The sequence below is a fragment of the Pseudomonas sp. dw_612 genome (genome assembly GCF_018449725.1).
In the GTDB taxonomy this organism is placed as follows: domain Bacteria; phylum Pseudomonadota; class Gammaproteobacteria; order Pseudomonadales; family Pseudomonadaceae; genus Aquipseudomonas.
This window is the reverse complement of record NZ_JAAVVC010000011.1, coordinates 60,883-85,733: the sequence shown is the minus strand read 5'-3', so window position 1 is coordinate 85,733 and position 24,851 is coordinate 60,883. Positions and strand designations below refer to the sequence as shown.

The 24,851-nt window shown below is 60.0% G+C and carries 19 protein-coding genes; 11 read left to right on the top strand and 8 right to left on the bottom strand.

Going from position 1 to position 24,851, the window contains the following annotated elements; translation table 11 throughout:
• Positions 1-17 precede the first annotated feature (17 nt).
• From HB680_RS17985 to HB680_RS17970, 4 genes are all read left to right on the top strand, one after another.
• A complete protein-coding gene (locus tag HB680_RS17985; protein ID WP_213939928.1) occupies positions 18-494 on the top strand; it encodes a translation initiation factor 2 in 477 nt (158 codons plus the stop codon).
• A gap of 166 nt (positions 495-660) precedes the next feature.
• Entirely contained in the window at positions 661-915 is a 255-nt protein-coding gene (locus HB680_RS17980) for a YkgJ family cysteine cluster protein (RefSeq protein WP_213939927.1), read from the top strand.
• Between the two features lie 40 nt (positions 916-955).
• Complete coding sequence (locus HB680_RS17975; RefSeq protein WP_213939926.1) at positions 956-1,561, top strand: START domain-containing protein; 606 nt, start codon at positions 956-958, stop codon at positions 1,559-1,561.
• A 406-nt stretch (positions 1,562-1,967) separates the two neighbouring features.
• Positions 1,968-4,061 (top strand): LTA synthase family protein, encoded by a 2,094-nt coding sequence (locus HB680_RS17970; RefSeq protein ID WP_213939925.1) that lies wholly within the window; start codon positions 1,968-1,970, stop codon positions 4,059-4,061.
• Positions 4,062-4,124: 63 nt separating this feature from the next.
• On the opposite strand, the gene HB680_RS17965 is transcribed toward HB680_RS17970, so the two are convergent.
• The gene (locus tag HB680_RS17965) at positions 4,125-4,283 is read right to left on the bottom strand and encodes a DUF3309 family protein (RefSeq protein WP_178076589.1); all 159 of its coding nucleotides are present in this window, start codon (positions 4,281-4,283) and stop codon (positions 4,125-4,127) included.
• A gap of 398 nt (positions 4,284-4,681) precedes the next feature.
• Here HB680_RS17965 and HB680_RS17960 point away from each other — a divergent pair, with 398 nt between their 5' ends.
• The 3 genes from HB680_RS17960 (at position 4,682) to csrA (ending at position 6,232) form a co-directional block, all read left to right on the top strand.
• Positions 4,682-5,497 (top strand): SDR family oxidoreductase, encoded by an 816-nt coding sequence (locus HB680_RS17960; RefSeq protein ID WP_213939924.1) that lies wholly within the window; start codon positions 4,682-4,684, stop codon positions 5,495-5,497.
• Between the two features lie 64 nt (positions 5,498-5,561).
• Positions 5,562-5,894 carry a YnfA family protein gene (locus HB680_RS17955; protein ID WP_054051859.1) on the top strand — a complete coding sequence of 111 codons (333 nt, stop codon included), beginning with the start codon at positions 5,562-5,564 and terminating at the stop codon, positions 5,892-5,894.
• 152 nt (positions 5,895-6,046) lie between these two features.
• Positions 6,047-6,232, top strand: a complete 186-nt coding sequence (gene csrA / locus HB680_RS17950; protein ID WP_213939923.1) for a carbon storage regulator CsrA — start codon at positions 6,047-6,049, stop codon at positions 6,230-6,232.
• A 4-nt stretch (positions 6,233-6,236) separates the two neighbouring features.
• Here csrA and HB680_RS17945 read toward each other — a convergent pair whose 3' ends face one another.
• The 4 genes from HB680_RS17945 to HB680_RS17930 all read right to left on the bottom strand — a co-directional run bounded on the left by HB680_RS17945 (position 6,237) and on the right by HB680_RS17930 (position 11,532).
• On the bottom strand, positions 6,237-6,464 hold the full coding sequence (locus HB680_RS17945; RefSeq protein WP_010461751.1) for a YheU family protein: 228 nt from the start codon (positions 6,462-6,464) through the stop codon (positions 6,237-6,239).
• A gap of 187 nt (positions 6,465-6,651) precedes the next feature.
• A complete protein-coding gene (locus HB680_RS17940; protein WP_213939922.1) occupies positions 6,652-7,842 on the bottom strand; it encodes an osmoprotectant NAGGN system M42 family peptidase in 1,191 nt (396 codons plus the stop codon).
• A 165-nt stretch (positions 7,843-8,007) separates the two neighbouring features.
• Positions 8,008-9,756 (bottom strand): N-acetylglutaminylglutamine synthetase, encoded by a 1,749-nt coding sequence (gene ngg, locus HB680_RS17935; protein WP_213939921.1) that lies wholly within the window; start codon positions 9,754-9,756, stop codon positions 8,008-8,010.
• A gap of 3 nt (positions 9,757-9,759) precedes the next feature.
• Positions 9,760-11,532 carry an N-acetylglutaminylglutamine amidotransferase gene (locus HB680_RS17930; RefSeq protein WP_213939920.1) on the bottom strand — a complete coding sequence of 591 codons (1,773 nt, stop codon included), beginning with the start codon at positions 11,530-11,532 and terminating at the stop codon, positions 9,760-9,762.
• Between the two features lie 298 nt (positions 11,533-11,830).
• Between HB680_RS17930 and HB680_RS17925 the strand changes: the two genes are divergently transcribed.
• On the top strand, positions 11,831-16,657 hold the full coding sequence (locus tag HB680_RS17925; protein WP_213939919.1) for an NEL-type E3 ubiquitin ligase domain-containing protein: 4,827 nt from the start codon (positions 11,831-11,833) through the stop codon (positions 16,655-16,657).
• A gap of 1 nt (position 16,658) precedes the next feature.
• On the opposite strand, the gene mnmC is transcribed toward HB680_RS17925, so the two are convergent.
• Complete coding sequence (gene mnmC / locus HB680_RS17920; RefSeq protein WP_213939918.1) at positions 16,659-18,638, bottom strand: bifunctional tRNA (5-methylaminomethyl-2-thiouridine)(34)-methyltransferase MnmD/FAD-dependent 5-carboxymethylaminomethyl-2-thiouridine(34) oxidoreductase MnmC; 1,980 nt, start codon at positions 18,636-18,638, stop codon at positions 16,659-16,661.
• A 249-nt stretch (positions 18,639-18,887) separates the two neighbouring features.
• Between mnmC and pap the strand changes: the two genes are divergently transcribed.
• On the top strand, positions 18,888-20,402 hold the full coding sequence (pap, locus tag HB680_RS17915; protein WP_213939917.1) for a polyphosphate:AMP phosphotransferase: 1,515 nt from the start codon (positions 18,888-18,890) through the stop codon (positions 20,400-20,402).
• Between the two features lie 102 nt (positions 20,403-20,504).
• A complete protein-coding gene (locus HB680_RS17910; RefSeq protein ID WP_213939916.1) occupies positions 20,505-21,689 on the top strand; it encodes a thiolase family protein in 1,185 nt (394 codons plus the stop codon).
• 112 nt (positions 21,690-21,801) lie between these two features.
• Here the strand turns inward: HB680_RS17910 and HB680_RS17905 are convergent, their stop codons facing one another.
• Positions 21,802-21,996, bottom strand: coding sequence for a DUF6316 family protein (locus HB680_RS17905; protein WP_213939915.1), 195 nt, complete (start codon positions 21,994-21,996; stop codon positions 21,802-21,804).
• A 196-nt stretch (positions 21,997-22,192) separates the two neighbouring features.
• Here HB680_RS17905 and HB680_RS17900 point away from each other — a divergent pair, with 196 nt between their 5' ends.
• Positions 22,193-23,146 carry a DMT family transporter gene (locus HB680_RS17900; protein WP_213939914.1) on the top strand — a complete coding sequence of 318 codons (954 nt, stop codon included), beginning with the start codon at positions 22,193-22,195 and terminating at the stop codon, positions 23,144-23,146.
• 235 nt (positions 23,147-23,381) lie between these two features.
• Here HB680_RS17900 and HB680_RS17895 read toward each other — a convergent pair whose 3' ends face one another.
• On the bottom strand, positions 23,382-24,776 hold the full coding sequence (locus HB680_RS17895) for a class II fumarate hydratase (RefSeq protein ID WP_213939913.1): 1,395 nt from the start codon (positions 24,774-24,776) through the stop codon (positions 23,382-23,384).
• Positions 24,777-24,851: the final 75 nt, after the last annotated feature.

Sequence of the window (24,851 nt, the reverse complement as noted above, 5' to 3'; positions counted from 1 at the left end):
TTAGCGCCGTTGGGTCCATGAAACCGATTTTTTCTGCCGCTTGGCTGTCGATCTGCCTGTTGATGACTGCGTTACCGGAAGGTGTCATGGCTGCTGCTGTCCAGGAAAAACCGGCCGCCAGCAGCACCAAGGCGACAGCAAAGAAGCCGGTGACGGCCAAAAAAGCGGCGCCGGCAAAGAAGGCCGCTCCGATCAAAAAACGTCCGCCCATTGCTTCCAAGTCCAAGTCGGCCAGTGAAGTGGTCAAAACCACCCAACTGCCACCCGCCAATCTTGACTTGAGCTTGCCGCAACACATGGTCGACGAACTCAAGCCCATCGGGACTGTGCCATTGCCCAGGCACGATGCGGTATTGCCACAAATGTTTGGCGACAAGAGCAGTCAGTTCCAGCTCAACGGCCGTCTGCTCAGCAACGAAATGCAGTTGCAACTGCGCAACGAGGAGCGTCGTGAAGTCGAAGGCGCGGCGTTGGAATTCGAGTTCAAGCAGTAAATCATTCCCATCGGTGAGCCGCGGGCCAGACGCTTCGTCGGAGACTGGTCAGTCACGTTCGCTTGAATGCAAAAACCCCGGTCCAGGCAATTTTAAACAGTCGTTTTAGCGGTTACTCTGTGCCACGTCCCTTTTACACATCACCCGTCGCGAGGAGCTTGTCGTCATGAAATGCCGTGAAGGCTGTGGCGCCTGTTGCATTGCCCCTTCCATCAGTTCTCCGATTCCAGGCATGCCCGATGGCAAACCTGCGGGAGAACGTTGCGTACAACTCTCTGTCGAAAACCTGTGCAACATTTTCGGCCAGCCAGAACGCCCGGCAGTCTGTTCGGCTTTCGAAGCCGATGCCGAGGTCTGCGGAAACAGCAGTGAAGAAGCCATCAGGCTGCTTGGCTGGTGGGAGCAAATGACGGCGGCGTGATGTTCAAACGAACGGAACTTCAACAATAAGGAATAAGACTATGGGTTCGTTGCATCGTATTGCTGTGCTATGTGGTTTGACGGTTTTGCTGGCCACCTCGGCGGCTCAGGCCGAAGACTGGAAAGTCGCCAAAAACGAAGAGGGCATCAAGGTGTCCCTGAGTGAAGTGGCCGGTTCCGATTACAAGGCTTACCAGGGCGTCACCCTGATGAAGACCACCATCGCCAAATTGCGCACGCTGCAGGAAGACGTGGCAGGAGCCTGCTCGTGGATTCACGAGTGCAAAGCCCAGAAGTTGCTCAAGCATGAAGGCGCTGATAGCTGGACTTACACCCAATTCAATACCCCATGGCCCGTCACCCCGCGCGATTCGGTATTGCATGTCACCACCGTCGAAGGCGCCGATGGCAGCCTGACCCGTAAACTCGAAGGCGTGCCGAAATACATTCCTGAGGAAAAAGGCTTTGTCCGGGTCGCCAAGGTCGATGGCTTCTGGAAGTTCGTGCCCAAGGGTGACCAGGTTGAAGTGACCTATCAGGTACACACCGAGCCGGGCGGCAGCGTGCCGTCGATGATCGCCAACAAATTTGTGGTCGATGCCCCGTTCAATACCTTGAAAGCCCTGAAAGAACGCGCCGAGAAGTAACCGCGCTGTTCTTCCGATAACGCCCCGACCTGTTCGGGGCGTTTGTCATTAAGGAGCAGCTTAAACACAATCTCTGTGGGAGCGGGCTTGCTCGCGAATGCAGTGTGCCAGTTAAAGCAAATATCGACTGTCACACCGCATTCGCGAGCAAGCCCGCTCCCACAGGTTCAGAGCGTCAGGTTCAGGGCTTTATTGTGTTTCCAGATATGCGTTGCACGAAATTTTCACAAAGCCTCCAAGACAATTCGCCCGCGCCAACATCCCGCACAGTAATCAATGGCAATGCCGCGAGTGATCGTGCAACATTTGCGCACCGCGCAAGCCCCGGGGCCAAGTACTGGCCAACAGAGGGCAGGGCGCAGCTGTATTTTTGCAACTTCAACTTTCCAATGGGTCCTAAAACGACATGGCAAACCCGGACGCCCTGAATCAGCAGCGAGCTTCTAGTCGCCTGCTGCAACCGACCGTCAAATCGCATCTGGCCTACACGTTATTGTGTGCCCTGGTCATGATGGTCATGTTCAGCCTGCTGCGCGTCGCGCTGCTGGTCTACAACCGCGCGATGATCCTCGACACCCCGGCTTCGACCTTCCTCGAAGCGTTCGCCAATGGCCTGCGTTTCGATCTGCGCCTGGTGGTCTACCTCAGTATTCCGCTGCTGCTGGCACTGTTCAGCGCTCGGGCCATGGCTGCCCGCGGGTTCTTCCGTTTCTGGCTGACCATCGCTTCGAGCATCGCGCTGTTCCTCGGCCTGATGGAGATGGACTTCTATCGTGAGTTCCACCAGCGCCTCAATGGCCTGGTTTTCCAGTACGTTAAAGAAGACCCGAAAACCGTGATGAGCATGCTCTGGTACGGTTTTCCGGTGGTTCGCTACCTGCTGGCGTGGGCCGTGGGCACCTTGGTCCTGACCCTGGCGTTCAAGGGCGCCGACCGCGCCACCCGTCCTCGCGGTCCGTTCAGCGGTGGCAGCATTGGCACCCGGCAAATCGCCCCGTGGTATGCGCGCATTGCGGTATTCGTGGTCTGCCTGCTGGTCTGCGTGGTCGCCGCCCGTGGCACCTTGCGTCAGGGCCCGCCCCTGCGTTGGGGTGACGTTTACACCACCGACTCCAACTTCGCCAATCAGTTGGGCCTCAACGGTACGCTGTCGCTGATTGCAGCGGCCAAGGCGCGGATGTCCGAAGATCGCGACAACATCTGGAAAGCCACGCTGCCGCAGCCTCTGGCCCAGCAGACCGTGCGCGACATGTTGCTGACCCCAAGCGACAAACTGGTGGATCCCGACATTTCTGCCGTGCGCCGCAACTACACGCCTGACGCCAGCAAGACCCTGCCGATCAAGAACGTCGTGGTGATCCTGATGGAAAGCTTCGCCGGTCACTCGGTGGGCGCCCTGGGTCGTCCGGGCAACGTCACGCCAGCCTTCGACAAACTGTCCAAGGAAGGTCTGTTGTTCGACCGTTTCTTCTCCAACGGCACGCACACCCACCAGGGTATGTTCGCCACCATGGCCTGCTTCCCGAACCTGCCGGGTTTCGAATACCTGATGCAGACCCCGGAAGGCAGCCACAAGTTGTCCGGCCTGCCGCAGTTGCTCAGCGCTCGTGACTATGACGATGTGTACGTCTACAACGGCGACTTTGCCTGGGACAACCAGTCGGGCTTCTTCAGCAACCAGGGCATGACCAACTTCATCGGGCGCAACGATTTCGTTAACCCGGTGTTCTCTGATCCGACCTGGGGCGTGTCCGACCAGGACATGTTCAACCGTGGCCTGGAAGAACTGAAGGCGCGCGATGGCAAGGACAAAAAGCCGTTCTATGCCTTGCTGCAAACCCTGTCCAACCACACGCCGTATGCCTTGCCGACGCCATTGCCGGTAGAGCCTGTGACCGACCGGGGCAGCATGAACGAGCACTTGACCGCCATGCGCTACTCCGACTGGGCGCTGGGTCAGTTCTTCGAGAAGGCCCGTAAAGAGCCGTACTTCAAGGAAACGCTGTTTGTGGTTGTCGGTGACCACGGCTTCGGTAACGAGGAACAGATCACCGAAATGGACCTGGGCCGCTTCAACGTGCCGATGCTGATGATCGGGCCGGGTATCCAGGAAAAATTCGGTCAGCGTGACCACACCGTGGGCACTCAGATCGACATCGTGCCGACCATCATGGGCCGCATCGGTGGCGACGTGATTCATCAGTGCTGGGGTCGTGACTTGCTGAACCTGCCGGAAGGCGACAAGGGTTTCGGCGTGATCAAGCCTTCGGGCAGCGATCAGACCGTAGCGTTGCTGACGGCGGACCGTGTACTGGTGTTGCCGAAAGAGATGCCGCCAAAACTCTATCACTACGAACTGGGCGCCAATCCGAAAGGTGAAGTGATTCCGGAGTCGGCTGACGAAGCGGCGCTCAAACAGAAACTTGAGGCGTTCCTGCAAACCGCGACCAAGAGCCTGCTGGATAACACTGCCGGCGTGGTTAACGGCAAGCCGGACTAACGTTTGACGCAATAAAAAAGAGGCCCTTTTTCAAGGGCCTCTTTTTTTGGTCGGGTTAAATCTTTATATCTTGCCAAGCAAGAGCAGAATCAACAGCACTACCAACACTACGCCGAGGATACCCGATGGGCCATAACCCCAACTTCTGGAGTGTGGGAAGACTGGCAGACCACCGATCAGCAAGAGGATCAGGATAACGATAAGAATTGTGCCCATGTCTATTTCCTTGTTGGAAGTGTTCTGAATGACCTAACGTTTTAACTGTCAGCCGGAATGCGATAAATCCGAACTGCTTACAAAATCCGACTCTCGCGGATGAAAGAAAATTCAAAGTTTTTTAATGTTTTTTAGATTGCAGGCTTATTTCGTTTTTATCCCCAGGCAAGTTCATAAGTTAGACCGCGTTATCGTTCTTCGCGAGCAAGCCCGCTCCCACAGGGGAACGCGATCAACTGTGGGAGCGGGCTTGCTCGCGAAGGCGGCGACGCGGTCTACAGACAAACCGGGCCAGTCACTCCCACGGTTTGCGCGGACCATTCAGCAATCTGATGGAGCGTGGGTCGGGCAATATCCTTCGCTACACTCGGCGCATCTTCCCCAGAACAACAAGGCTGTTTGCTATGCAAAATCGCATGATGATCACTGGCGCAGGCTCGGGCCTGGGTCGCGAAATCGCGCTGCGCTGGGCCCGCGAAGGCTGGCAACTGGCCTTGTCGGATGTCAGCGAGCCCGGCTTGCAAGAAACCCTGAAGCTGGTTCGCGAAGCGGGCGGCGACGGGTTTATCCAGCGCTGCGATGTCCGTGATTACAGCCAACTGACCGCGTTCGCCCAGGCGTGCGAAGAGAAACTCGGTGGCATCGACATCATCGTCAACAACGCCGGTGTGGCCTCGGGCGGGTTCTTCAGCGAGCTGTCCCTGGAAGACTGGGACTGGCAGATCGCAATCAACCTGATGGGCGTGGTCAAGGGCTGCAAAGCCTTCCTGCCACTGCTGGAAAAAAGCAAAGGCAAGATCATCAACATCGCCTCCATGGCGGCGCTGATGCAAGGTCCGGCCATGAGCAACTACAACGTGGCCAAGGCTGGTGTGGTGGCGTTGTCCGAAAGCCTGCTGATCGAACTGGCGCAACAGGAAGTCGGCGTACACGTGGTGTGCCCGTCGTTCTTCCAGACCAATTTGCTGGACTCTTTCCGTGGCCCGACCCCGGCGATGAAAGCCCAGGTCGGCAAGTTGCTGGAAAGCTCTCCGATCACCGCCACCGACATCGCGGACTACATCTACACCCAAGTGGCGGCCGGCGAATTCATGATCCTGCCCCACGAACAGGGGCGCATGGCGTGGGCGCTGAAGCAGAAAAACCCGCAACTGCTCTACAACGAAATGACCGTCATGGCCGACAAAATGCGCGCCAAGGCCAAGCAGACCGCCGGTTGATCTTGCCCGCAGGCGACACCGTCGATAGGGTGGCCGCATTCGGCCATCCTCACGAGACGTCTGCATGCTCAATTACCTGTGGTTTTTCCTCGCCGCGCTGTTCGAAATCGCCGGTTGTTTCGCGTTCTGGATGTGGCTGCGCCAGGGCAAAAGTGCCTGGTGGGTCATACCGGCGCTGCTGAGCCTGACCTTGTTTGCGTTGCTGCTGACCCGGATCGAAGCGACCTACGCCGGCCGCGCCTATGCGGCCTACGGTGGCATTTACATCATTGCGTCGATTGGCTGGTTGGCGGTGGTCGAGCGGGTGCGTCCGCTGGGCTCGGACTGGATCGGCGTGGCGCTGTGCGTGATCGGCGCGTCCGTCATCCTTTTCGGCCCGCGTTTCTCCGCGTCCTGAAGGATGGGTCCTGCATTCAACGTGTTTGTAAGAGGTGTCTGTCGGTGGCGACGTCCTGTCCTGTAGGGCAAGCCTGATTTGCCTGCATCGCATTGAAGCCCCGGCGCGCGCCGGGCATCTTCGGGGTCCGGTAACCCTGAAGGATAAAGACCATGCTTGTACTCAGTCGCGTTGTAGGCGAATTGATTTCCATCGGTGACAACATTTCCGTGCGCATTCTGGCGGTCAACGGCGGCAGCGTGCGCTTCGGCGTCGAAGCGCCAGAAAACGTCAATGTGCATCGGGCCGAAGTCTACGAACGCATCCAGGTCAAATTGGCCAAAAGCAAAGGACGCTGAGCGATCAGTCGAACAGATGCTTGGGCACATCGTGCTTGAGCATCAACTGGCATTGCTCGCTGTCCGGGTCGAAAACGATCAGCGCCTGGCCCTTGGTCAGCGCCTGACGAACCCGCAGTACGCGGGTTTCCAGCGGCGTGTCATCACCGTTGTCCGTGCCGTCGCGGGTCACGAAATCCTCGATCAGGCGGGTCAGGGTGTCGACTTCAAGTTGGTCGTAAGGGATCAGCATAAGCACCTCGGCTAAAACAATGGCGCGATGCTACGGCGAATGATGGGTTGCGGCTAGCCTTGACCTCCTGTGGTGTTTGATCTGACGCCTTCGCGGGCAAGCCTCGCTCCTACAGGTTGCGGGATCGACACATACCCTGTAGGAGCGAGGCTTGCCCGCGAAGGCGATTATTCAAACACCGCAGGACTTAGCTATCGGTTCGCTGCCCGACAAGGCTATCCACCGACGGCACCCGCGTATCACTTTCCATCTGCGTGTCATGTTCGATCTGATGACTGAACCGGTCCAGCGAACCCTTGGCCGGTTGTGCATCGCTGGCGAACACCGGCGGACTCAGGATGTATGCACCGAGCAGACGACTCAGCGCCGCGAGGCTATCAATGTGCGTTCGTTCATAGCCATGGGTCGCGTCGCAACCAAACGCCAGCAGCGCGGTACGAATGTCATGCCCGGCGGTCACCGCCGAATGGGCATCACTGAAGTAATAGCGGAACAGGTCGCGGCGCACCGGCAACTCGTTGTCACTGGCCAGCCGCAGCAGATGCCGCGACAGGTGATAGTCGTACGGCCCGCCGGAATCCTGCATCGCCACGCTCACCGCGTGTTCGCTGGAGTGCTGGCCCGGCGCGACCGGCGCAATGTCGATGCCGACGAATTCGCTGACATCCCACGGCAATGCCGCCGCCGCGCCGCTACCGGTTTCTTCGGTGATGGTGAACAGCGGATGGCAATCGATCATCAGCTCTTCGCCGCTGTCGATGATCGCTTTCATCGCTGCCAGCAGCGCCGCTACACCAGCCTTGTCGTCGAGGTGACGGGCGCTGATGTGACCGCTTTCGGTGAACTCCGGCAACGGGTCGAAGGCGACGAAATCACCGACGCTGATCCCCAGGGAATCGCAATCGGCACGGGTCGCGCAATAGGCGTCCAGGCGCAGTTCGACGTGGTCCCAACTGATCGGCATTTCATCCACTGCGGTATTGAACGCATGCCCGGAAGCCATCAACGGCAACACGCTGCCGCGAATCACACCGTTGTCGGTAAACAGGCTGACCCGGCTGCCTTCGGCAAAACGGCTGGACCAGCAGCCGACCGGGGCCAGGGTCAAACGACCGTTGTCCTTCACCGCGCGCACCGCCGCGCCGATGGTGTCGAGGTGGGCAGACACGGCGCGGTCAGGGCTGTTTTTCTTGCCCTTGAGCGTGGCGCGGATGGTGCCGCGCCGGGTCATTTCGAACGGAATGCCCAACTCCTCGAGCCGCTCGGCGACGTAACGCACGATGGTGTCGGTGAACCCGGTCGGGCTGGGAATGGCGAGCATTTCCAACAGGACTTTTTGCAGGTAGTTGAGATCCGGTTCGGGAATTTTGCTGGTCATGGAAACTCCTGATGAGTAAACAGCATCGATGGTTTCGATGAGGGGAAAGGATTTTGTAGTGCCTGGTAGGCCGCCTTCGCGAGCAAGCCCGCTCCCACATTTTGGAATGCGTTCCCCTGTGGGAGCGGGCTTGCCCGCGAAGGCGCCAGTCCAGGCACTACATCACTAAGAAACCGCCGGCTGACTATGCGGAAACAACAAATCCACAAACCGCTCCGCCGTCGGCTGCGGTTCATGGTTGGCCAGGCCGGCGCGTTCATTGGCTTCGATAAACACATACTCCGGCTGGTCGGCGGCCGGCACCATCAGGTCGAGCCCGACCATCGGGATATCCAGCGCCCGCGCCGCGCGTACGGCGGCATCCACCAGCGTCGGGTGCAGGATCGCGGTGACATCTTCCAGCACGCCGCCGGTATGCAGATTCGCCGTACGCCGTACGAACAAATGCTCACCGGCCGGCAGAATGCTTTCGTAGTCGTAACCCGCCGCCTGCAAGGTGCGCTCGGTTTCGTGGTCCATCGGGATTTTGCTTTCGCCGCTGGTGGCCGCTTGACGTCGCCGGCTCTGGGCTTCGATCAACGCACGGATGGAATGCTGGCCGTCACCGACCACTTCCGCCGGCCGGCGAATCGCAGCGGCGACCACTTCGAAACCGATCACCACAATCCGCAAATCCAGCCCTTCGTGAAAGCTTTCCAGCAGTACGCGGGTGTCGAACTGGCGCGCCGTTTCGATGGCTTGCTGAACCTCTTCAATCGTCTGCAAATCCACCGCCACACCCCGGCCCTGTTCGCCATCCAGAGGTTTGACCACCACCCGTTCGTGCTCGTCGAGAAACGCCAGGTTGTCGTCACCGTTACCCGCCAGTTGCTGGGAGGGCAGGTTCAGGCCAGCGGCTTTCAGCACCTTGTGGGTCAGGCTCTTGTCCTGGCACAGGCTCATGCTGATGGCGCTGGTCAGGTCGCTCAGGGATTCGCGGCAACGCACCCGGCGCCCGCCGTGGCTGAGGGTAAACATCCCGGCATCGGCGTCATCCACCTGCACGTCAATGCCACGTCGATGGGCTTCCTCGACAATGATCCGCGCGTACGGATTGAATTCGGCTTCCGGCCCCGGCCCGAGAAACAACGGCTGATTAATGCCGTTCTTGCGTTTGATGGCGAAGGTCGAAAGGTTACGAAAGCCAAGCTTGGCGTACAGGCTTTTCGCCTGGCGGTTGTCGTGCAACACCGACAGATCGAGGTAGCTCAGCCCACGGCTCATGAAGTGCTCGATCAGATGCCGCACCAGCACTTCGCCGACACCGGGCCGCGAACAGTGCGGATCGACCGCCAGGCACCAGAGGCTGCTGCCGTTTTCGGGATCGTTATAAGCCTTGTGATGATTGAGGCCCATGACGCTGCCAATGATCGCGCCGCTGTCCTCGTCTTCCGCCAGCCAATACACCGGGCCGCCCATATGACGCGGGGTCAGTAACGACGGGTCGATCGGCAACATGCCGCGTGCCTGATACAGCAGATTGATCGCCTGCCAATCGGCGTCGCTCTGCGCCCGACGAATGCGGAACCCGCGAAACACCCGGGTCGACTGACGATAGTCGCTGAACCACAGGCGCAAGGTGTCGGACGGATCAAGAAACAACTGGGCCGGCTCCAGCCCCAACACTTGCTGGGGCGCTGCCACATACAGGGCGATATCGCGCTCGCCGGGCTGCTCGTTGAGCAATTCCTGGGCGATGCTCGCCGCGTCAGGAAAGGTGTGCCCGATCAGCAACCGGCCCCAACCGCAATGCACCGCGATCGGCGCGGCGCCCAATTCGCTGCCATCTTCGGCCAGCCGCGCCTGCAAGCGTTCGTAGGAGGGTGACTGACCGCGCAACAAACGTTGGCTGTAAGCCGTGGCGTGGGGTTTCATCGATCAGATTCCTTGTTCACTGAGCCACAGGTTCAGCGCCGCCAATTGCCACAGCTTGGAGCCGCGCAATGGGGTTAACTGGCCTTGCGGGTCGGTCAGCAGGCGGTCGAGCATGGCCGGGTTGAACAAGCCGCGATCCTGGCTTGGATCGAGCAGCAGTTCACGCACCCAGTTCAGCGTATCGCCTTGCAAATGCTTGAGGCCGGGCACCGGGAAGTAACCCTTTTTGCGGTCGATCACTTCGCTTGGAATCACCAGCCGCGCCGCTTCTTTGAGCACTTGTTTGCCGCCATCCGGCAGTTTGAATTTACCCGGCACCCGGGCCGACAATTCCACCAGGCGATAGTCGAGAAACGGCGTGCGCGCTTCCAGGCCCCAGGCCATGGTCATGTTGTCGACACGTTTGACCGGGTCGTCCACCAGCATGATTGTGCTGTCCAGACGCAACGCTTTGTCCACCGCCGCATCAGCGCCGGGTTGTGCGAAATGCTCCTTCACGAAGTCACCGGCCGCGTCATTCGCCGTCAGCCATTTCGGCTGCACGGTGGCGGCGTAGTCTTCGTAACTGCGGTCGAAAAACGCATCGCGATAGGCCGTGTATGGATCGGCCGCACCGTCCACTTGCGGATACCAGTGATACCCGGCGAACAGCTCATCCGCGCCCTGGCCGCTTTGCACCACTTTGCAGTGCTTTGCCACTTCACGGGACAACAGATAGAAGGCAATGCAGTCATGACTGACCATCGGCTCGCTCATGGCGCGGAACGCCGCCGGCAGTTGCTCGATGATCTCGCTTTCCTGAATGCGCAACTGATGATGCTGGGTGCCGTAATGCTTGGCGATCAGGTCCGAATACTGGAACTCGTCGCCACGTTCGCCGCCGGCATCCTGGAAACCGATGGAAAAGGTCGACAGGTTTTCCACGCCGACTTCACGCAACAGGCCCACGAGCATGCTCGAATCGACACCACCGGACAGCAGCACACCAACATCCACGGCAGCACGCTGACGGATGGCGACCGCGTCGCGGGTGCTGTCGAGCACACGGTCGCGCCAGTCTTCCAGGGTCAGGTTCATCTCGTCGGCGTGGGGGCCGTAGGGCAGGGTCCACCAGGTTTTCTGCTCGGTGGTGCCATCCGCCTCGATACGCATCCAGGTCGCGGGTGGCAGTTTTTCGATGCCGGCGATCAAGGTGCGCGGGGCTGGGACCACCGCGTGGAAATTCAGGTAATGGTTGAGCGCCACCGGGTCGAGCATCGGGCTGATATCGCCGCCCTTGAGCAACGCCGGCAATGCTGAGGCAAAGCGCAGGCGCTGGCCGGTGCGCGACAGGTACAACGGCTTCACGCCGAGACGGTCGCGGGCAATGAACAGGCGTTTGGCGTCGCGTTCCCAGATGGCGAAGGCGAACATGCCATTGAGTTTTGGCAGCAGCGCTTCGCCCCAGGCGTGATAGCCCTTGAGCAGCACTTCCGTGTCGCCACCGGAATAGAAGGCATAACCAAGCGCTTCAAGCTCGGTGCGCAGTTCCGGGAAGTTGTAGATCGCGCCGTTGAAGGCCAGGGACAAGCCTAGTTGGTTGTCGATCATCGGCTGCGCCGAGCCGTCCGACAGGTCCATGATTTTCAGGCGACGATGGCCCAGGGCAATCGGCCCCTGGCTGTGAAAGCCCCACGCATCCGGGCCGCGAGGGGCCAGGTGATGGGTGATTCGTTCAACGGCCGCGAGGTCCGCAGGTTGATGATCAAAGCGTAACTCGCCAGCTAATCCGCACATAAAGTCCTTACCGGTTTTTCCGTTGGGGAGGGTCAATCGCTACCGCGCCAAAACGGCGGGTACTCTGAAACTGACCCGGCGGGTTGGTGGGAGTTTTAGATCGATCGGTTATAAGTAGCGGGGCTGGGCTGTAACGGACGGCAGGCACAACCGGATGGCTGCCGGGTGGTAAATAGATATATGACTCATGCAAGTTACTGCTCGAAGCAGTGCCGGAACGCACCACAATTCGTGTTTTTTTTCCTGATGCAGAGCCGATAGGTTAAGGGCTACTGACCTGCAATAAGGAATATTGCTGATGTTGACCACGCAAACGCCGGCGCCGGTGCGCCGGCCATTGAGTCCCACCGAAACGCTCACTGCGCTGCTGGAAGCCACCGGGGATCTGGAGATCGCCGAAACGTTGCAGCAGGGGATTCCCGCCTGGTTGCTCAAGGGCGCCTCGACGGTGCTCGCGGCCCTGGACACGGATGCACGGGAGCTGCTGGCTTATCAGCAAAAGTTCGAATTGCTGATGCAGAAGCTGCAACCGCTGGACACCTGGTGTGCCTCGAAACTGGCGAGCGCTCTGACAAAGAAGTGGCCCGTGGCGTTCGATGTGAATAATGACGCGCTGGTGCTTCCCGGCTTCGACTGTGGCTGCGAAGGCACCCCGACAACCACCGAGGGCGTGAAAAAAATCCCGGCGATCCGGCGTAGCCTGCTTCAGGCGGCGATGCAAAACTTCACGACCGCTGAAACTGAAACGGACGGTTTTCCGGCCGATAGCACACTTGACATCGCCTCGACCCCGAAAGGTTTGGCGGGCCTGACACCTCAGGCATTTGCCACGTTGTGTCGAGAGCTCGACCTGGGCCAAGGCTATCAGGCGCATATCCGCGAGGTGTTCAACCTGCCGGCAACCTCCGACGGCCTTGTCAATGACCTGAAATGGCTCAAGGTCAAGAAGCTCCGGGTGGATGCGCACCTGGCCTTTTTGAAAGGGCACATCACCGAAGCGGCCTATAAAACCTTGCTGACGCTAGGTACTCATAGCGGAACAGGTAGCGAAGAGGGCATTCAGAAAATAACCCACGGCACCACGCCGCTGATTATCCAGGGCATGGAATTGTTCGGCAGTTGTGTGTGGGGCGTGGTGGTGTTCTCCAAACGTTCGGTCCAGACCTATCCGACCGAATGGTGCATCGTCTACATGCCCAACGAACCCGGGCGGCCGCTCTACGAATACAAGACCTTCGCCGAGTTCCAGTTGTATCTGGGGCTGAAATTGAAGGTCAACCGCTACAAGGACTACTTCGCCCACGGGATCGAAGACGACCACAAGCTGGAGTTCTTCAAGTCAGCGGCACAGGCTACTCAGCTCGACACGTTCAAAGCGCTGCCGATCGAGGTGCCGCTGTTTCAATTCATGATCCAGAGTGCCCTCGGCAAGATGCAGATCGATGCGCGGCAGACGGTCGTGCCCACGGCGGATGTCGATGAAGAAGTGCGCAAGAAACGCGTGGAGAACCTGCTTGAGCTGGGGCTGACGGTGGCCAATGTCGCGGCATTTTTTGTCCCGGTGCTGGGGCAATTGATGATCGGTGTGAGCGTCGGGATGTTGCTGTCCGAAGTGTATGACGGGGTCCGGGACTGGCAGCACGGCGACAGGCAGGAGGCACTTTCACACCTGCTCAGTGTTACGGAAAACCTCACGTTGATGGGGGCGTTCGCGGCCGGTGGCAAAGTGGTCTCTTCGCTGATCAGGAAAACCGTGCGCGAACACCCGGAGTTCTTCAGCCAGTTCGAATCCATGGCCGACGGCAACGACAAGCCACATCTGTGGAAAACCGACCTCAAGTCGTACCAGCGCCCCCTGAGCACGCTGAGTGGCCGCGCCGCCGACGCAGAGGGCGTCTACCAGATCGAGGGGCAACCGCATATCCGCATCGACGACAGCGCCTATCGAATTCACTACGACCCAGTGCTGAAAAAATGGCGGGTTCGTCATCCCGCGCGGGTCGATGCCTTTTCTCCGATCCTGGCGCACAACGGCGAGCGTGGCTGGCGGTTGGCATTCGAGCAACCGCATCAATGGCGTGAAGGCAGCTATGCACTCAAACGCATCGATTCACACTTGTCGGCGCTGGAGGACAGCCGGGTGGAAAACATTCGACGTATTACCGGTACTTCTGTCCCCGACCTTCATCACCTCAACGAAGAAAGTCTGGTCTTGAGCGCTCGGTTGAAGGACTGCATCGAGCGTTTTCGCCTGGAGCAACGAATTCGTGACTGTATCGCCGCCCTGGAAACCGGCGATCCGCGCAGCGCGTTGCATGCGACAGAACAGCTGCATGCCTTGCCCTCGATGAGCGGCTGGCCGGCCGGGCGCTATATACGGTTGCTGGAAAGCGACCTGAAGGTCACTGCCGTGTATCCGAAAACCGCGCGTGTCGCTGATGAAGATCTGGCCGTTGATGTCCTTGAAACGGAAGTGGCCCAGGGCAAGTTGTTTGAGAAAGTCGTGGCGGGTTTGTACCAGAGCGAGGTGGACACCTTGCTCGGTGCCAAAACCAGCGCGGAGCAGGAAGTTGATGCGCTGGCCAAAAAACTTGGCGCCGCGTTGAAACAGGAGCGTTTGCCGCTGTTCAATCGTCTGTATGAGTTGCATGACGTCAGCACGGCGAGTGACGCGGCCATCGTCAGAAAAGCATTTGCCCAACTTCCCGCCGGCGTGGCACAGGAGCTGATCGATCAGGCCAGCAGTGTCGAGCGTTTGCGTTTGCGGGCCACTCAGCGTGTGCCCATGGGGCTGGCGCAAAAATCCCGGGACGCTTTGGCGGATGTGCGGCTGGACAAAGCCATCAGCGGGCTCTACTTGCCAGAAATCGCCACTGGCGATACCGAAAAACTGGCGATTGCCTTGCTCGAACACCTGCGTGGCTGGGACAACAAATTGTTGCTGGAAGTACGTGACGGCGCCATGACCGGAAAAGTGCTGCAGAGCATGGGGCCGCAAGCTAGCGTTTTGAAGCGTACCCTCGTCAAATCGGCGGCGGGTTACCAAGCGTTTGGCAGCGATGCAAAGTCGCTGGGCGCTGTGACAAAAGGCCCGGACGCCATATACGAAGCCATCGTACAAGCCCTGCCTACCGCACAACGGACGGCCATGGGGCTGGGCGACCAGGCGTCGGAGCAAGCCAAGCTGTTGCGCGGCCAGTTGCTGGCCCGGGCCACGGAGGAACGTGCGCAATCCGCGCGTTTACTGGCGGGCAAACCCTTGGATATCGAGCTGCCAAACGCCTGTGTCCAGGCAGACCCGGCGCAGCCTTCGTCGACCCATGCCCGTGCGTTGCTGCGCAAAGTCAAAAAGCTCTATCCGCTGCTGACCGATAAACAGATCGATGCTCTGCTCGATGGGCTGGGTACTGACCACCTGACCCGGGCGACGGCAGTCAAGCAGCGCCAGGCACAACTCAAGTCCCTGCGCGGGTCGCTCAAGACCTGGCGCAATGACGACGCTGAAATGCGCAAACTGCCGGGCGCCTTGAGTGAGTATCGGCAAAGTCGTCACCAAGTGGCCGAGGCCATCGAGAACAGTTGGCGGCGGGTGGCAGTGCTGCGTGATGAGCAGGGGCGCAGTGTGCCGGGGCTTAGCCTGGACGGGATGCGGGTCGGCAAGCTGCCGGTACTGCCGGCCGATATCGACTTCAGTCATGTGCAGCGTCTGTCATTGAAAGGCATGGCGCAGGGCGATGAAGTGACCCACTTCCTGACGTCCTTCAAGGGCATTCAATCTCTGGAGCTGGATGGCAACCACGTCACAGCGCTGCCTGAAGAACTGGCGCTGATGCCCAAACTCATCCACTTGAGCCTGGCCAACAACCGATTGCGCTTATCCGAGACGACGCTGGTGAAACTGGCGGCCATGCGTTCGCTGCAATCGTTGAACCTGAGCAAGAACGCATTGGGCGCCACGCCTGACGTCAGCAACATGTTCGATCTGCGCCTGCTGTCGTTGCGAGATACCCAGGCCACGGAGCTGCCCAAAGGCCTGGTCCGGTTGCCGAATCTGAACTTCGTCGACCTGCGCGAGAACACCATCAGGACGCTGCCCGACTGGCTGTTCGAGGTGCCCGTGCGCTTCAGCAAAAGCATCAATCTGCGCACCAACACCCTGGACGACGCCAGTCGCATCAAGCTCGAGACCTATCGGGATAACACCGGGGTGGGCATGGGCTATTTCGACGATGACATCGCCCGCATGAACGAACAGAGCGCCAAGGCGCTTTGGCTGCCAGAGGAAACCACGGTCACTTACACCCGGCGTGGCGAGATCTGGAACGCGTTCAAGGATGATCCACAGTCCGAAAGCCTGTTCCAGTTGCTGGCTGAACTGGGGAACACCGCTGACAGCGAATACGTGCGTGACGACATGACCGGCAGAGTCTGGTCGGTGCTGGAGGCGGCTTATGACGATGCGGCGTTGCGTGACCAGGTGCTCAATCAGGCGGCCAATCCGATCAATTGCACGGACACGGCGGCCATGAATTTCAGCAACCTCGAAGTGGCGGTGGAGGTGGACAAGGTCCGGCGTCTGTCCGGCACCACCACCGCCTCGGCGAAGCCATTGCTGCAATTGGGGCGCGTGCTGTTTCGAATCGAGCGGTTGAATGCCATCGCCCTGGAACATAAAACCACCCATCCGGCGGTGGACCCGCTGGAGGCCAACCTGGCCTTTCGAACGGGGCTGGCGGAGGATCTTGAACTGCCGGGGCAGCCCAAGTACATGCGTTTTTCTTCCCTCGGCGATGTGACCCCCACCGACATCGCGGCTGCAAAAAGCCAGATCCTCGCCGCCGAGCTTTCCCCGGCGTTGCGCGGGTCCCTGGCGAAGCAATACTTCTGGGCCGATTACTTGAAACAGCATTCGCCCAAGGCGTTTTCGACGATGAATGCGCCGTTTCAGACTCGGTTGAGCAAGGTGTTTGATACGGCCCCGACCCTGAAGGATGCCGATTACCGTGGGCAGGTCGAGGCCATTAACAAAGAACGCGATCTGGCCGAGACAAAGCTGCTGGAGCGCTTGACGGACGAGGCCTTGAAACGGGTCGACCTCGGTTTGTGTGCGATCGCCGAGGTTTGATTCAACTGCCGCGGATCAATCGGCGCAAGGCAAAGCGGTTCGGATGACAGGCCTCAGCCACGGCGCGTGGCAGGGGCAACGGTTCGTTATCCAGCCAAGCGGCCAGCAACTCGCCGGACAGCGGCGCAGTGATCAGCCCCCGTGAGCCGTGACCACTGTTGACGTACAAACCTTCGAGCCAAGGGCACGGGACATCCGGCACTTGTCGGGCGTCCTTGGCCAGGGCGGTATAGGCCAGGTTGAACGCCGGGCCATCCGCCAGCGGGCCGACAATCGGCAGGTAGTCGGGACTGGTGCAACGGAACGCCGCACGGCCTTGCAGCTGTTCGGCGTCCAGTTGATCGGCGTGCAGACGGGTGACCAGATCGCTGGAAATCTCTTCCAGCAATTGCAAGTTGCCCAAGTGCTCGGCGGTGGTCGGCGTCAGGTCATCGCTGGTGAAGTCGAAACTGGCGCCCAGGGTGTGTTCGCCCAGCCGCGCCGGTGCGACATACCCTTCGGCGCACACCACCGTGGCCAGGCTCTGGCTCTCGCGGGTTTGCGCCAACCGGGTGATTTGCCCGCGAATGCGCTTGAGCGGCAGGTCTGCACTTTGCGTAAACCGTTTGATCTCGGCGGCGCCGGCCAGCACCACCACTGGTGCGCTGGCGAGCAAGGTGTCGCCGTCCCTGGCTTGCCACTGGCCGTCGACCTTGCGCAACTGCAACACGTCACCATGTGGCAGCAGTTGAACGTTGGAATGTGAAGCCTGCCATTGGCACAGCGCCGGCGGATGCACCCAGCCACCTTCGGGATAGAACAACCCGCCATGGGCCAACGCAATGCCGGCCCGCGCCTCGGCATGTGGTTGATCCAGTACGTGCAGCAGGTCTTCAGGAAACGCCGCCGCCAATTGTGCCTGACGCTCGGCTTCCTTGGCATTGAACGCCAGTTGCAGCACCCCGCAGCCGTCCCAGTCGACTCCGCGATGCAAGTGTTCGAGCACCCGCCGGGTGTGGCCGAAACCGCTGACAATCAATTGCGACAGTGCGGTGCCATGGGCCGACAGTTTCAGGTACAGCACACCTTGTGGGTTGCCCGAGGCTTCTTGCGCGATCCCGTCATGCCGTTCGAGCAAACTCACCTGCCAGCCCCGGGTTGCGAGGCTGGCCGCACTGGCGCAACCGGCCAGGCCCGCACCGATCACCAGAGCGCGACGCTCGCCTTTATGCGCGGGCGGGCGGGCGAACCACGGCTTGGCGACGGCGGGTGCAGACGTCTCGGCGGGCCAGCCCAGAAACGCGCCGCGCAGGATTTCCCATTTGTGGCCGATGCCCGGCGTGCGCTTCATTTTGAAGCCCGCCGCGTTGAGCAGACGCCGGACCCAACCGGTGCTGGTAAAGGTGCTGATGGTCGAATCGGGGGCGGCCAGGCGCGCCAGTTCGGCGAACAGCTCGGCGGTCCACATGTCGGGGTTTTTCGCCGGGGCGAAGCCGTCGAGAAACCACGCATCGATCTGCGCGTCCAGTTGCGGCAACTGCTCCAGCGCATCGCCGATCAATAGCGTCAGGGTTACCCGACCGTTATCCAGCACCAGGTGTTGGAAGCCTTGATGAATCGCCACGTACTGGGTCAGCAACTGATCGGCAAAGGGCTTGAGTTCCGGCCACAAGGCCAGCGCCCGCGCCAGGTCCGGGGCGGCCAGCGGGTACTTTTCCACGCTGACAAAATGCAGACGCGCACCGGCCACGGCCTGTTCTTCGAACAGTTGCCAGGCGCAGAGGAAATTCAGCCCGGTGCCGAAACCGGTCTCGCCAATCACAAAATGGCCCTCGGCGGGCAGCGCGGCAAAGCGCTCCTTCAGGCGGTTTTGTTCGATGAACACATAACGGGTTTCCTCCAGACCGGACAGGTCGGAAAAATACACATCATCGAACACCCGCGAGTGCGGACGTCCCTGGTCGTCCCAGTCGAGCTGGGCGTGGGGCATTTCAGGGTTCATGGCAGGCTCGGCAACGACAAGGCGGGCATTCTAGCTGATTGGTGGGGGTGTGCTTGATCCATGGCAAGTGTGGGTGCAGGCCAGATGAGGAAAATGCAGAGCAAGATCAAAAGATCGCAGCCTCGTTGCACTCGACAGCTCCTACAGGGAACGAGGCTGCGATCTTTTGATCTTGATTTTGATTTTGATCTTCTCCCCGCACGAGAGGTCAATCCGCTAGTCTTGCTCAATCTAGGAACGGAGCCGCCCATGTTCGAATCTGCCGAAATCGGTCACGCCATCGACAAAGAAACCTACGACGCCGAAGTGCCGGCCCTGCGCGAAGCTTTGCTTGAGGCGCAGTTCGAACTTCAGCAGCAAAAACGTTTTCCGGTGATCATTTTGATCAATGGCATCGAAGGCGCCGGCAAGGGCGAGACGGTCAAGTTGCTCAACGAGTGGATGGACCCGCGCCTGATCGAGGTGCGCACCTTCGACCAGCAGACCGACGAAGAGCTCGCGCGGCCACCGGCCTGGCGCTATTGGCGGATGCTCCCGGCCAAGGGCCGCATGGGGATTTTCTTCGGCAACTGGTACAGCCAGATGCTGCAAGGGCGGGTGCACGGTTTGTTCAAGGATGCGGTGCTGGATCAGGCGATCAACCAGTCCGAACGCTTTGAAAAAATGCTCTGCGACGAAGGCGCGCTGATCTTCAAGTTCTGGTTCCATCTCTCCAAAAAACAAATGAAGGCGCGCCTCAAGGCACTGGCTGACGACCCGTTGCACAGTTGGCGTATCAGCCCGCTGGACTGGCAGCAATCCCAGACCTACGACAAATTCGTGAAGTATGGCGAACGCGTGTTGCGCCGCACCAGTCGCGACTATGCGCCGTGGCATGTGATCGAAGGTGTTGACCCGCATTACCGCAGCCTGGCGGTGGGCAAGATCTTGCTCGAAGGCCTGCAGGATGCGTTGAAGCGTCCCAAGATTCATCCCGACCAAGTCAACGCCGCGCCGTTGCCGATCCATGTCGATCAACTGAACTTGCTCGACAGCCTGGATTTGACCCAGCACCTGGAAAAAGACGATTACGAAGAACAACTGATTACCGAGCAGGCGCGGTTCTCTGGCCTGATGCGTGATAAGCGCATGCGTCAGCACGCTCTGGTCGCGGTGTTCGAAGGCAATGATGCAGCGGGCAAGGGCGGGGCGATTCGGCGGGTCGCGGCGGCTCTCGATCCACGGCAATACAGCATCGTGCCGATCGCCGCGCCGACCGAAGAGGAGCGGGCGCAACCGTATCTGTGGCGATTCTGGCGTCACCTCCCAGCCAAGGGCAAATTCACTGTGTTTGACCGTTCCTGGTACGGCCGGGTGCTGGTGGAGCGCATCGAGGGGTTCTGCCCGCCAGCGGACTGGCTGCGGGCCTACAGCGAAATCAACGATTTCGAAGAGCAGATCTCCGAGTCCCACGTCATCGTGGTCAAGTTCTGGCTGGCCATCGACAAACAGACCCAACTGGAACGCTTCCAGTCTCGCGAAGAAATCCCCTTCAAACGCTTCAAGATCACCGAAGACGACTGGCGCAACCGCGACAAGTGGGACGCCTACCGCGCCGCAGTCGGCGACATGGTCGATCGCACCAGCACCGAGATTTCGCCCTGGACCCTGGTCGAGGCCAATGACAAGCGCTGGGCGCGGGTCAAAGTGTTGCGCACGATCAACCGGGCGCTGGAAGAAGCGTTCGAAAAGGCCGACAAAAAGGCCAGGAAGCACAAGAAGTAGGGCGATGGTTGCGCATACGCGGGGTGAATGATTGTCGCGGTCGGCAATGGGGTGGACTTATGCTCGGTCCACTCTCAACCGACAACAACAATGAGGTATGCCATGCGTGAAGTGGTGATCGTCGACAGCGTACGGACCGGCCTGGCCAAATCCTTTCGCGGCAAGTTCAATCAGACCCGCCCGGACGACATGGCGGCGCATTGTGTCAACGCATTGTTGTCGCGCAACGCCATCGACCCGGCCAGCGTCGAGGATTGCATCGTCGGCGCCGGCTCCAACGAAGGCGCCCAGGGCTACAACATCGGGCGTAACGTCGCGGTGCTCTCGCGCTTGGGCATCGGCACCGCCGGCATGACCCTCAATCGTTTCTGTTCCTCGGGTTTGCAAGCCATCGCGATTGCTGCGAACCAGATCGCCTCGGGTTGCAGCGACATCATTGTGGCCGGTGGCGTCGAGTCCATCAGCCTGACCATGAAAAGCGTCAACACCGACAACGTGATCAACCCGTTGCTCAAGGAGCAGGTGCCGGGCATCTATTTCCCGATGGGGCAAACGGCGGAAATCGTCGCCCGACGCTACAACGTCAGCCGCGAAGAGCAGGATCTTTACGCATTACAGAGCCAGCAACGCACGGCGTTAGCCCAGGCAGCCGGTTTGTTTGACGATGAAATCGTGCCGATGGTGGTCAAGTACCGGGTTGAAGACAAGGCTACCGGCCAGGTGCAGATCCTTGACGGCGTGGTTGATCACGATGACTGCAACCGCCCGGACACCACCCTGCAAAGCCTCGCCGGGTTGAAACCGGTGTTTGCCGAGGACGGTTCGGTGACGGCGGGCAACTCATCACAGTTGTCGGACGGTGCGTCCATGACCCTGATCATGAGCCTGGAAAAAGCCCTGGAACTGGGGTTGAAGCCGAAAGCGTTCTTCCGTGGTTTCACCGTCGCCGGTTGTGCGCCGGATGAAATGGGCATCGGCCCGGTGTTCTCGGTGCCGAAGTTGCTCAAAGCCAAGGGCTTGCAGGTTGCCGATATCGATTTGTGGGAACTCAACGAAGCGTTCGCGTCCCAGTGCCTGTACAGCCGCAATCGGCTGGAAATCGATAACGCGAAATACAACGTCAATGGTGGGTCGATTTCCATTGGCCATCCGTTCGGCATGACCGGGTCGCGACAGGTTGGGCATATTGTGCGCGAGCTGCAACGGCGCGACTTGCGTTATGGCGTGGTGACCATGTGCGTGGGCGGTGGGATGGGGGCAACGGGGTTGTTTGAGGCGGTGCGTTAAACCGCAGGATTTGGGTTGTCTGTTGAATGGTTATCGCGGGCAAGCCTTGCTCCTGCAGAATCTACGCGAACCCTGTAGGAGCAAGGCTTGCCCGCGATGCAGACGCCTCGGTCTACCGGTTCTTGCTCTGCAACTGCATCCGCTCGATATACGCCTGAATCTCCCGCGCCGCCGCTTCGGGGTTGTCGAACGGCCCTTCGAGGGTGTTTTCCCGAGTGCTGAAATACAACTCCCCATTCACACGACACATCCGGTCACTGCGAAAGTGCGTGGCGGGGCCGTTGTCCTGGGCGCGCACGCCGTACATGGCGATCTCCTGTTGGCGAATCCAATGAGCTTAGTTCTGAAGGTCTTGCGGCGCCTGGCGAGCTGATCGACGGCATTTCGTCAATTAAGCGTTGCGACCTGTACAGTTTCATTTGCGGCTAACCCACAACTGTCCCTGTGTGCCACACGGCGCTGCGCCTAGAATGGCAATTTCGCCATTGGGCTTCGGGGTCAGCATGCATATTTCATCGGGTCGCTGGGCGTACGGTCTGTTCCTGGCGTTGCTGACCGCACTGCTGTGGGGAATCCTGCCGATCAAACTCAAGCAAGTGCTGCAAGTGATGGACCCGGTGACGGTGACCTGGTTTCGCTTGCTAGTGTCCGGCGGTTGCCTGTTCCTGTATCTGGCGGCGACCCAGCGTCTGCCAAGCCGCAAAGTGCTCGGTCCGAAGGGCGGTTGGCTGGTGCTGATGGCGGTGCTCGGGCTCGTCGGTAACTACGTGCTGTACCTGATGGGCCTGAACCTGCTCAGCCCCGGCACCGCGCAACTGGTGGTGCAGATGGGCCCGATCATGTTGCTGATCGCCAGCCTGTTTGTGTTCAAGGAACGCTTCAGCGTGGGGCAAGGAATTGGCCTGCTGGTGCTGCTGATCGGCTTCGGGCTGTTTTTCAATCAGCGTCTGGCTGAACTGCTCACGTCCCTGACCGATTACACCGCCGGCGTGTTGATGGTGTTGGCAGCGTCCACGGTCTGGACGTTCTACGCCCTGGGCCAGAAACAATTGCTGACGGTATGGAATTCGTTGCAGGTGATGATGGTGATTTATCTGTTCTGCGCGTTGCTGCTGACGCCGTGGGTGCATCCGCTGGAAGCGCTGAACCTGAGCCCAAGACAAGGCTGGCTGCTGCTCGCGTGCTGCTTGAACACCTTGATCGCCTATGGCGCGTTTGCCGAAGCGCTGGCGCACTGGGAAGCTTCGCGGGTCAGTGCGACGTTGGCGATTACGCCGCTGGTGACGTTTGTGGCGGTGGCCGTGGCGGCGTGGGCATGGCCGGAATATGTGCATGCCGAGACGATCAATGGCCTGGGGTATGGCGGGGCAGTGTTGGTGGTGCTGGGCTCGGCGCTGGTGGCGTTGGGACCGTCGTTGATGGCGGGGCTCAGGGCGCGGCGTATTCGAATGGCCTGAAAATCAAAAGATCGCAGCCTGCGGCAGCTCCTACACCGATCTCTGTAGGAGCTGCCGAAGGCTGCGATCTTTTCGCTTCAATGCAATCTCAGTCCTTGGCCCCAGTTAGACCGCGTTAACGTTCTTCGCGGGCAAGCCACGCTCCCACAGGATTTGTGGCGTTCGGATAATCGGTAAACGACACAACTCCTGTAGGAGCTGCCGAAGGCTGCGATCTTTTCGCTTCACTGCAATCTCAGCCCTTGGCCCCAGCCTCCAGCATATTCTCCGGCCGCACCCAGGCATCAAACTGCTCATCGGTCAGATACCCCAACTGCAACGCCGCCTCGCGCAAGGTCAGCCCTTCGGCATACGCCTTCTTGGCAATCTCCGCCGATTTGTCGTAGCCAATGTGCGGATTCAACGCCGTCACCAGCATCAAGCCACGTTCCAGGTGTTCCGCCATTTTCTCGGCGTCCGGTTCCAGCCCGGCGATGCAATGCTGCTGGAAGTTGCTGCAGCCATCGGCCAGCAGGCGAATCGATTGCAGCAGGTTATGGATGATCACCGGTTTGAACACGTTCAATTGCAGATGCCCCTGACTCGCGGCAAAGCCGATCGCCACGTCATTGCCCATCACCTGGCACGCCAACATCGACAGCGCTTCGCACTGGGTCGGATTGACCTTGCCGGGCATGATCGAACTGCCCGGCTCGTTGGCCGGCAGTTTCACTTCGGCAAAACCTGCGCGCGGCCCGGAGCCGAGCAAACGCAGGTCATTGGCGATTTTCATCAACGTCACAGCCAGGGTTTTCAGCGCGCCCGACAACGTGGTCAGGGGTTCATGGCCGGCGAGGGCGGCGAATTTGTTCGGCGCGGTGACGAACGGCAAACCGGACAGCGCGGCCAATTCAGCGGCAATCGCCTCACCAAAGCCGTGGGGCGAGTTGAGCCCGGTGCCGACCGCCGTGCCGCCCTGGGCCAGTTCACAGACTTGTGGCAGGGCGCTGCGGATCGCCCGTTCGGCGTAATCCAGTTGCGCGATATAGGCTGAGAGTTCCTGGCCGAAGGTGATCGGCGTCGCATCCATCATGTGGGTGCGGCCGGTCTTGACCAGTTTCATGTGCCGCGCCGACAGTTCGGCCAGTCCGCCGGACAACTCACTGATCGCCGGCAACAGGCTTTGCTGTACTGCCTGAACGGTGGCGATGTGCATGGCGGTGGGGAAGCAATCGTTGGAACTCTGGGAACGGTTGACGTGGTCGTTGGGATGCACCGGCGACTTGCCGCCGCGGGCGTTGCCGGCCAGTTCGTTGGCGCGACCGGCGATCACTTCGTTGACGTTCATGTTGCTCTGGGTGCCGCTGCCGGTCTGCCACACCACGAGCGGGAACTGGTCGTCGTGGCTGCCGGCGAGCACCTCGTCGGCGGCCTGCTCGATCAGCCGGGCGATGTCCGCCGGCACGTCGCCATTGCGGTCATTGACCCGGGCCGCGGCCTTCTTGATCAGCGCCAGGGCGTGCAGGACCGCCAAGGGCATACGTTCCTGACCGATGGCGAAGTTGATCAGCGAACGTTGGGTCTGTGCGCCCCAGTAGGCATCATCCGGGACGTCCACTTCACCAAGGCTGTCGGTTTCGATACGGCTCATCGGTCACACTCCTGTAGGTCTGATTGCGCAGTTTAGGCCGTGATCGTCGGCCGTGGTTCCATCAGTCTGTTTTTT

Coding starts and splice junctions, on each gene's coding strand:
- HB680_RS17955 (WP_054051859.1), top strand. CDS start 5,562: ATGCTCAATTACCTGTGGTTTTTCCTCGCCGCGCTGTTCGAAATCGCC.
- HB680_RS17895 (WP_213939913.1), bottom strand. CDS start 24,776: ATGAGCCGTATCGAAACCGACAGCCTTGGTGAAGTGGACGTCCCGGAT.
- HB680_RS17930 (WP_213939920.1), bottom strand. CDS start 11,532: ATGTGCGGATTAGCTGGCGAGTTACGCTTTGATCATCAACCTGCGGAC.
- HB680_RS17900 (WP_213939914.1), top strand. CDS start 22,193: ATGCATATTTCATCGGGTCGCTGGGCGTACGGTCTGTTCCTGGCGTTG.
- HB680_RS17975 (WP_213939926.1), top strand. CDS start 956: ATGGGTTCGTTGCATCGTATTGCTGTGCTATGTGGTTTGACGGTTTTG.
- HB680_RS17910 (WP_213939916.1), top strand. CDS start 20,505: ATGCGTGAAGTGGTGATCGTCGACAGCGTACGGACCGGCCTGGCCAAA.
- csrA (WP_213939923.1), top strand. CDS start 6,047: ATGCTTGTACTCAGTCGCGTTGTAGGCGAATTGATTTCCATCGGTGAC.
- pap (WP_213939917.1), top strand. CDS start 18,888: ATGTTCGAATCTGCCGAAATCGGTCACGCCATCGACAAAGAAACCTAC.
- HB680_RS17945 (WP_010461751.1), bottom strand. CDS start 6,464: ATGCTGATCCCTTACGACCAACTTGAAGTCGACACCCTGACCCGCCTG.
- HB680_RS17980 (WP_213939927.1), top strand. CDS start 661: ATGAAATGCCGTGAAGGCTGTGGCGCCTGTTGCATTGCCCCTTCCATC.
- HB680_RS17905 (WP_213939915.1), bottom strand. CDS start 21,996: ATGTACGGCGTGCGCGCCCAGGACAACGGCCCCGCCACGCACTTTCGC.
- HB680_RS17960 (WP_213939924.1), top strand. CDS start 4,682: ATGCAAAATCGCATGATGATCACTGGCGCAGGCTCGGGCCTGGGTCGC.
- HB680_RS17940 (WP_213939922.1), bottom strand. CDS start 7,842: ATGACCAGCAAAATTCCCGAACCGGATCTCAACTACCTGCAAAAAGTC.
- HB680_RS17985 (WP_213939928.1), top strand. CDS start 18: ATGAAACCGATTTTTTCTGCCGCTTGGCTGTCGATCTGCCTGTTGATG.
- HB680_RS17970 (WP_213939925.1), top strand. CDS start 1,968: ATGGCAAACCCGGACGCCCTGAATCAGCAGCGAGCTTCTAGTCGCCTG.
- HB680_RS17925 (WP_213939919.1), top strand. CDS start 11,831: ATGTTGACCACGCAAACGCCGGCGCCGGTGCGCCGGCCATTGAGTCCC.
- mnmC (WP_213939918.1), bottom strand. CDS start 18,638: ATGAACCCTGAAATGCCCCACGCCCAGCTCGACTGGGACGACCAGGGA.
- ngg (WP_213939921.1), bottom strand. CDS start 9,756: ATGAAACCCCACGCCACGGCTTACAGCCAACGTTTGTTGCGCGGTCAG.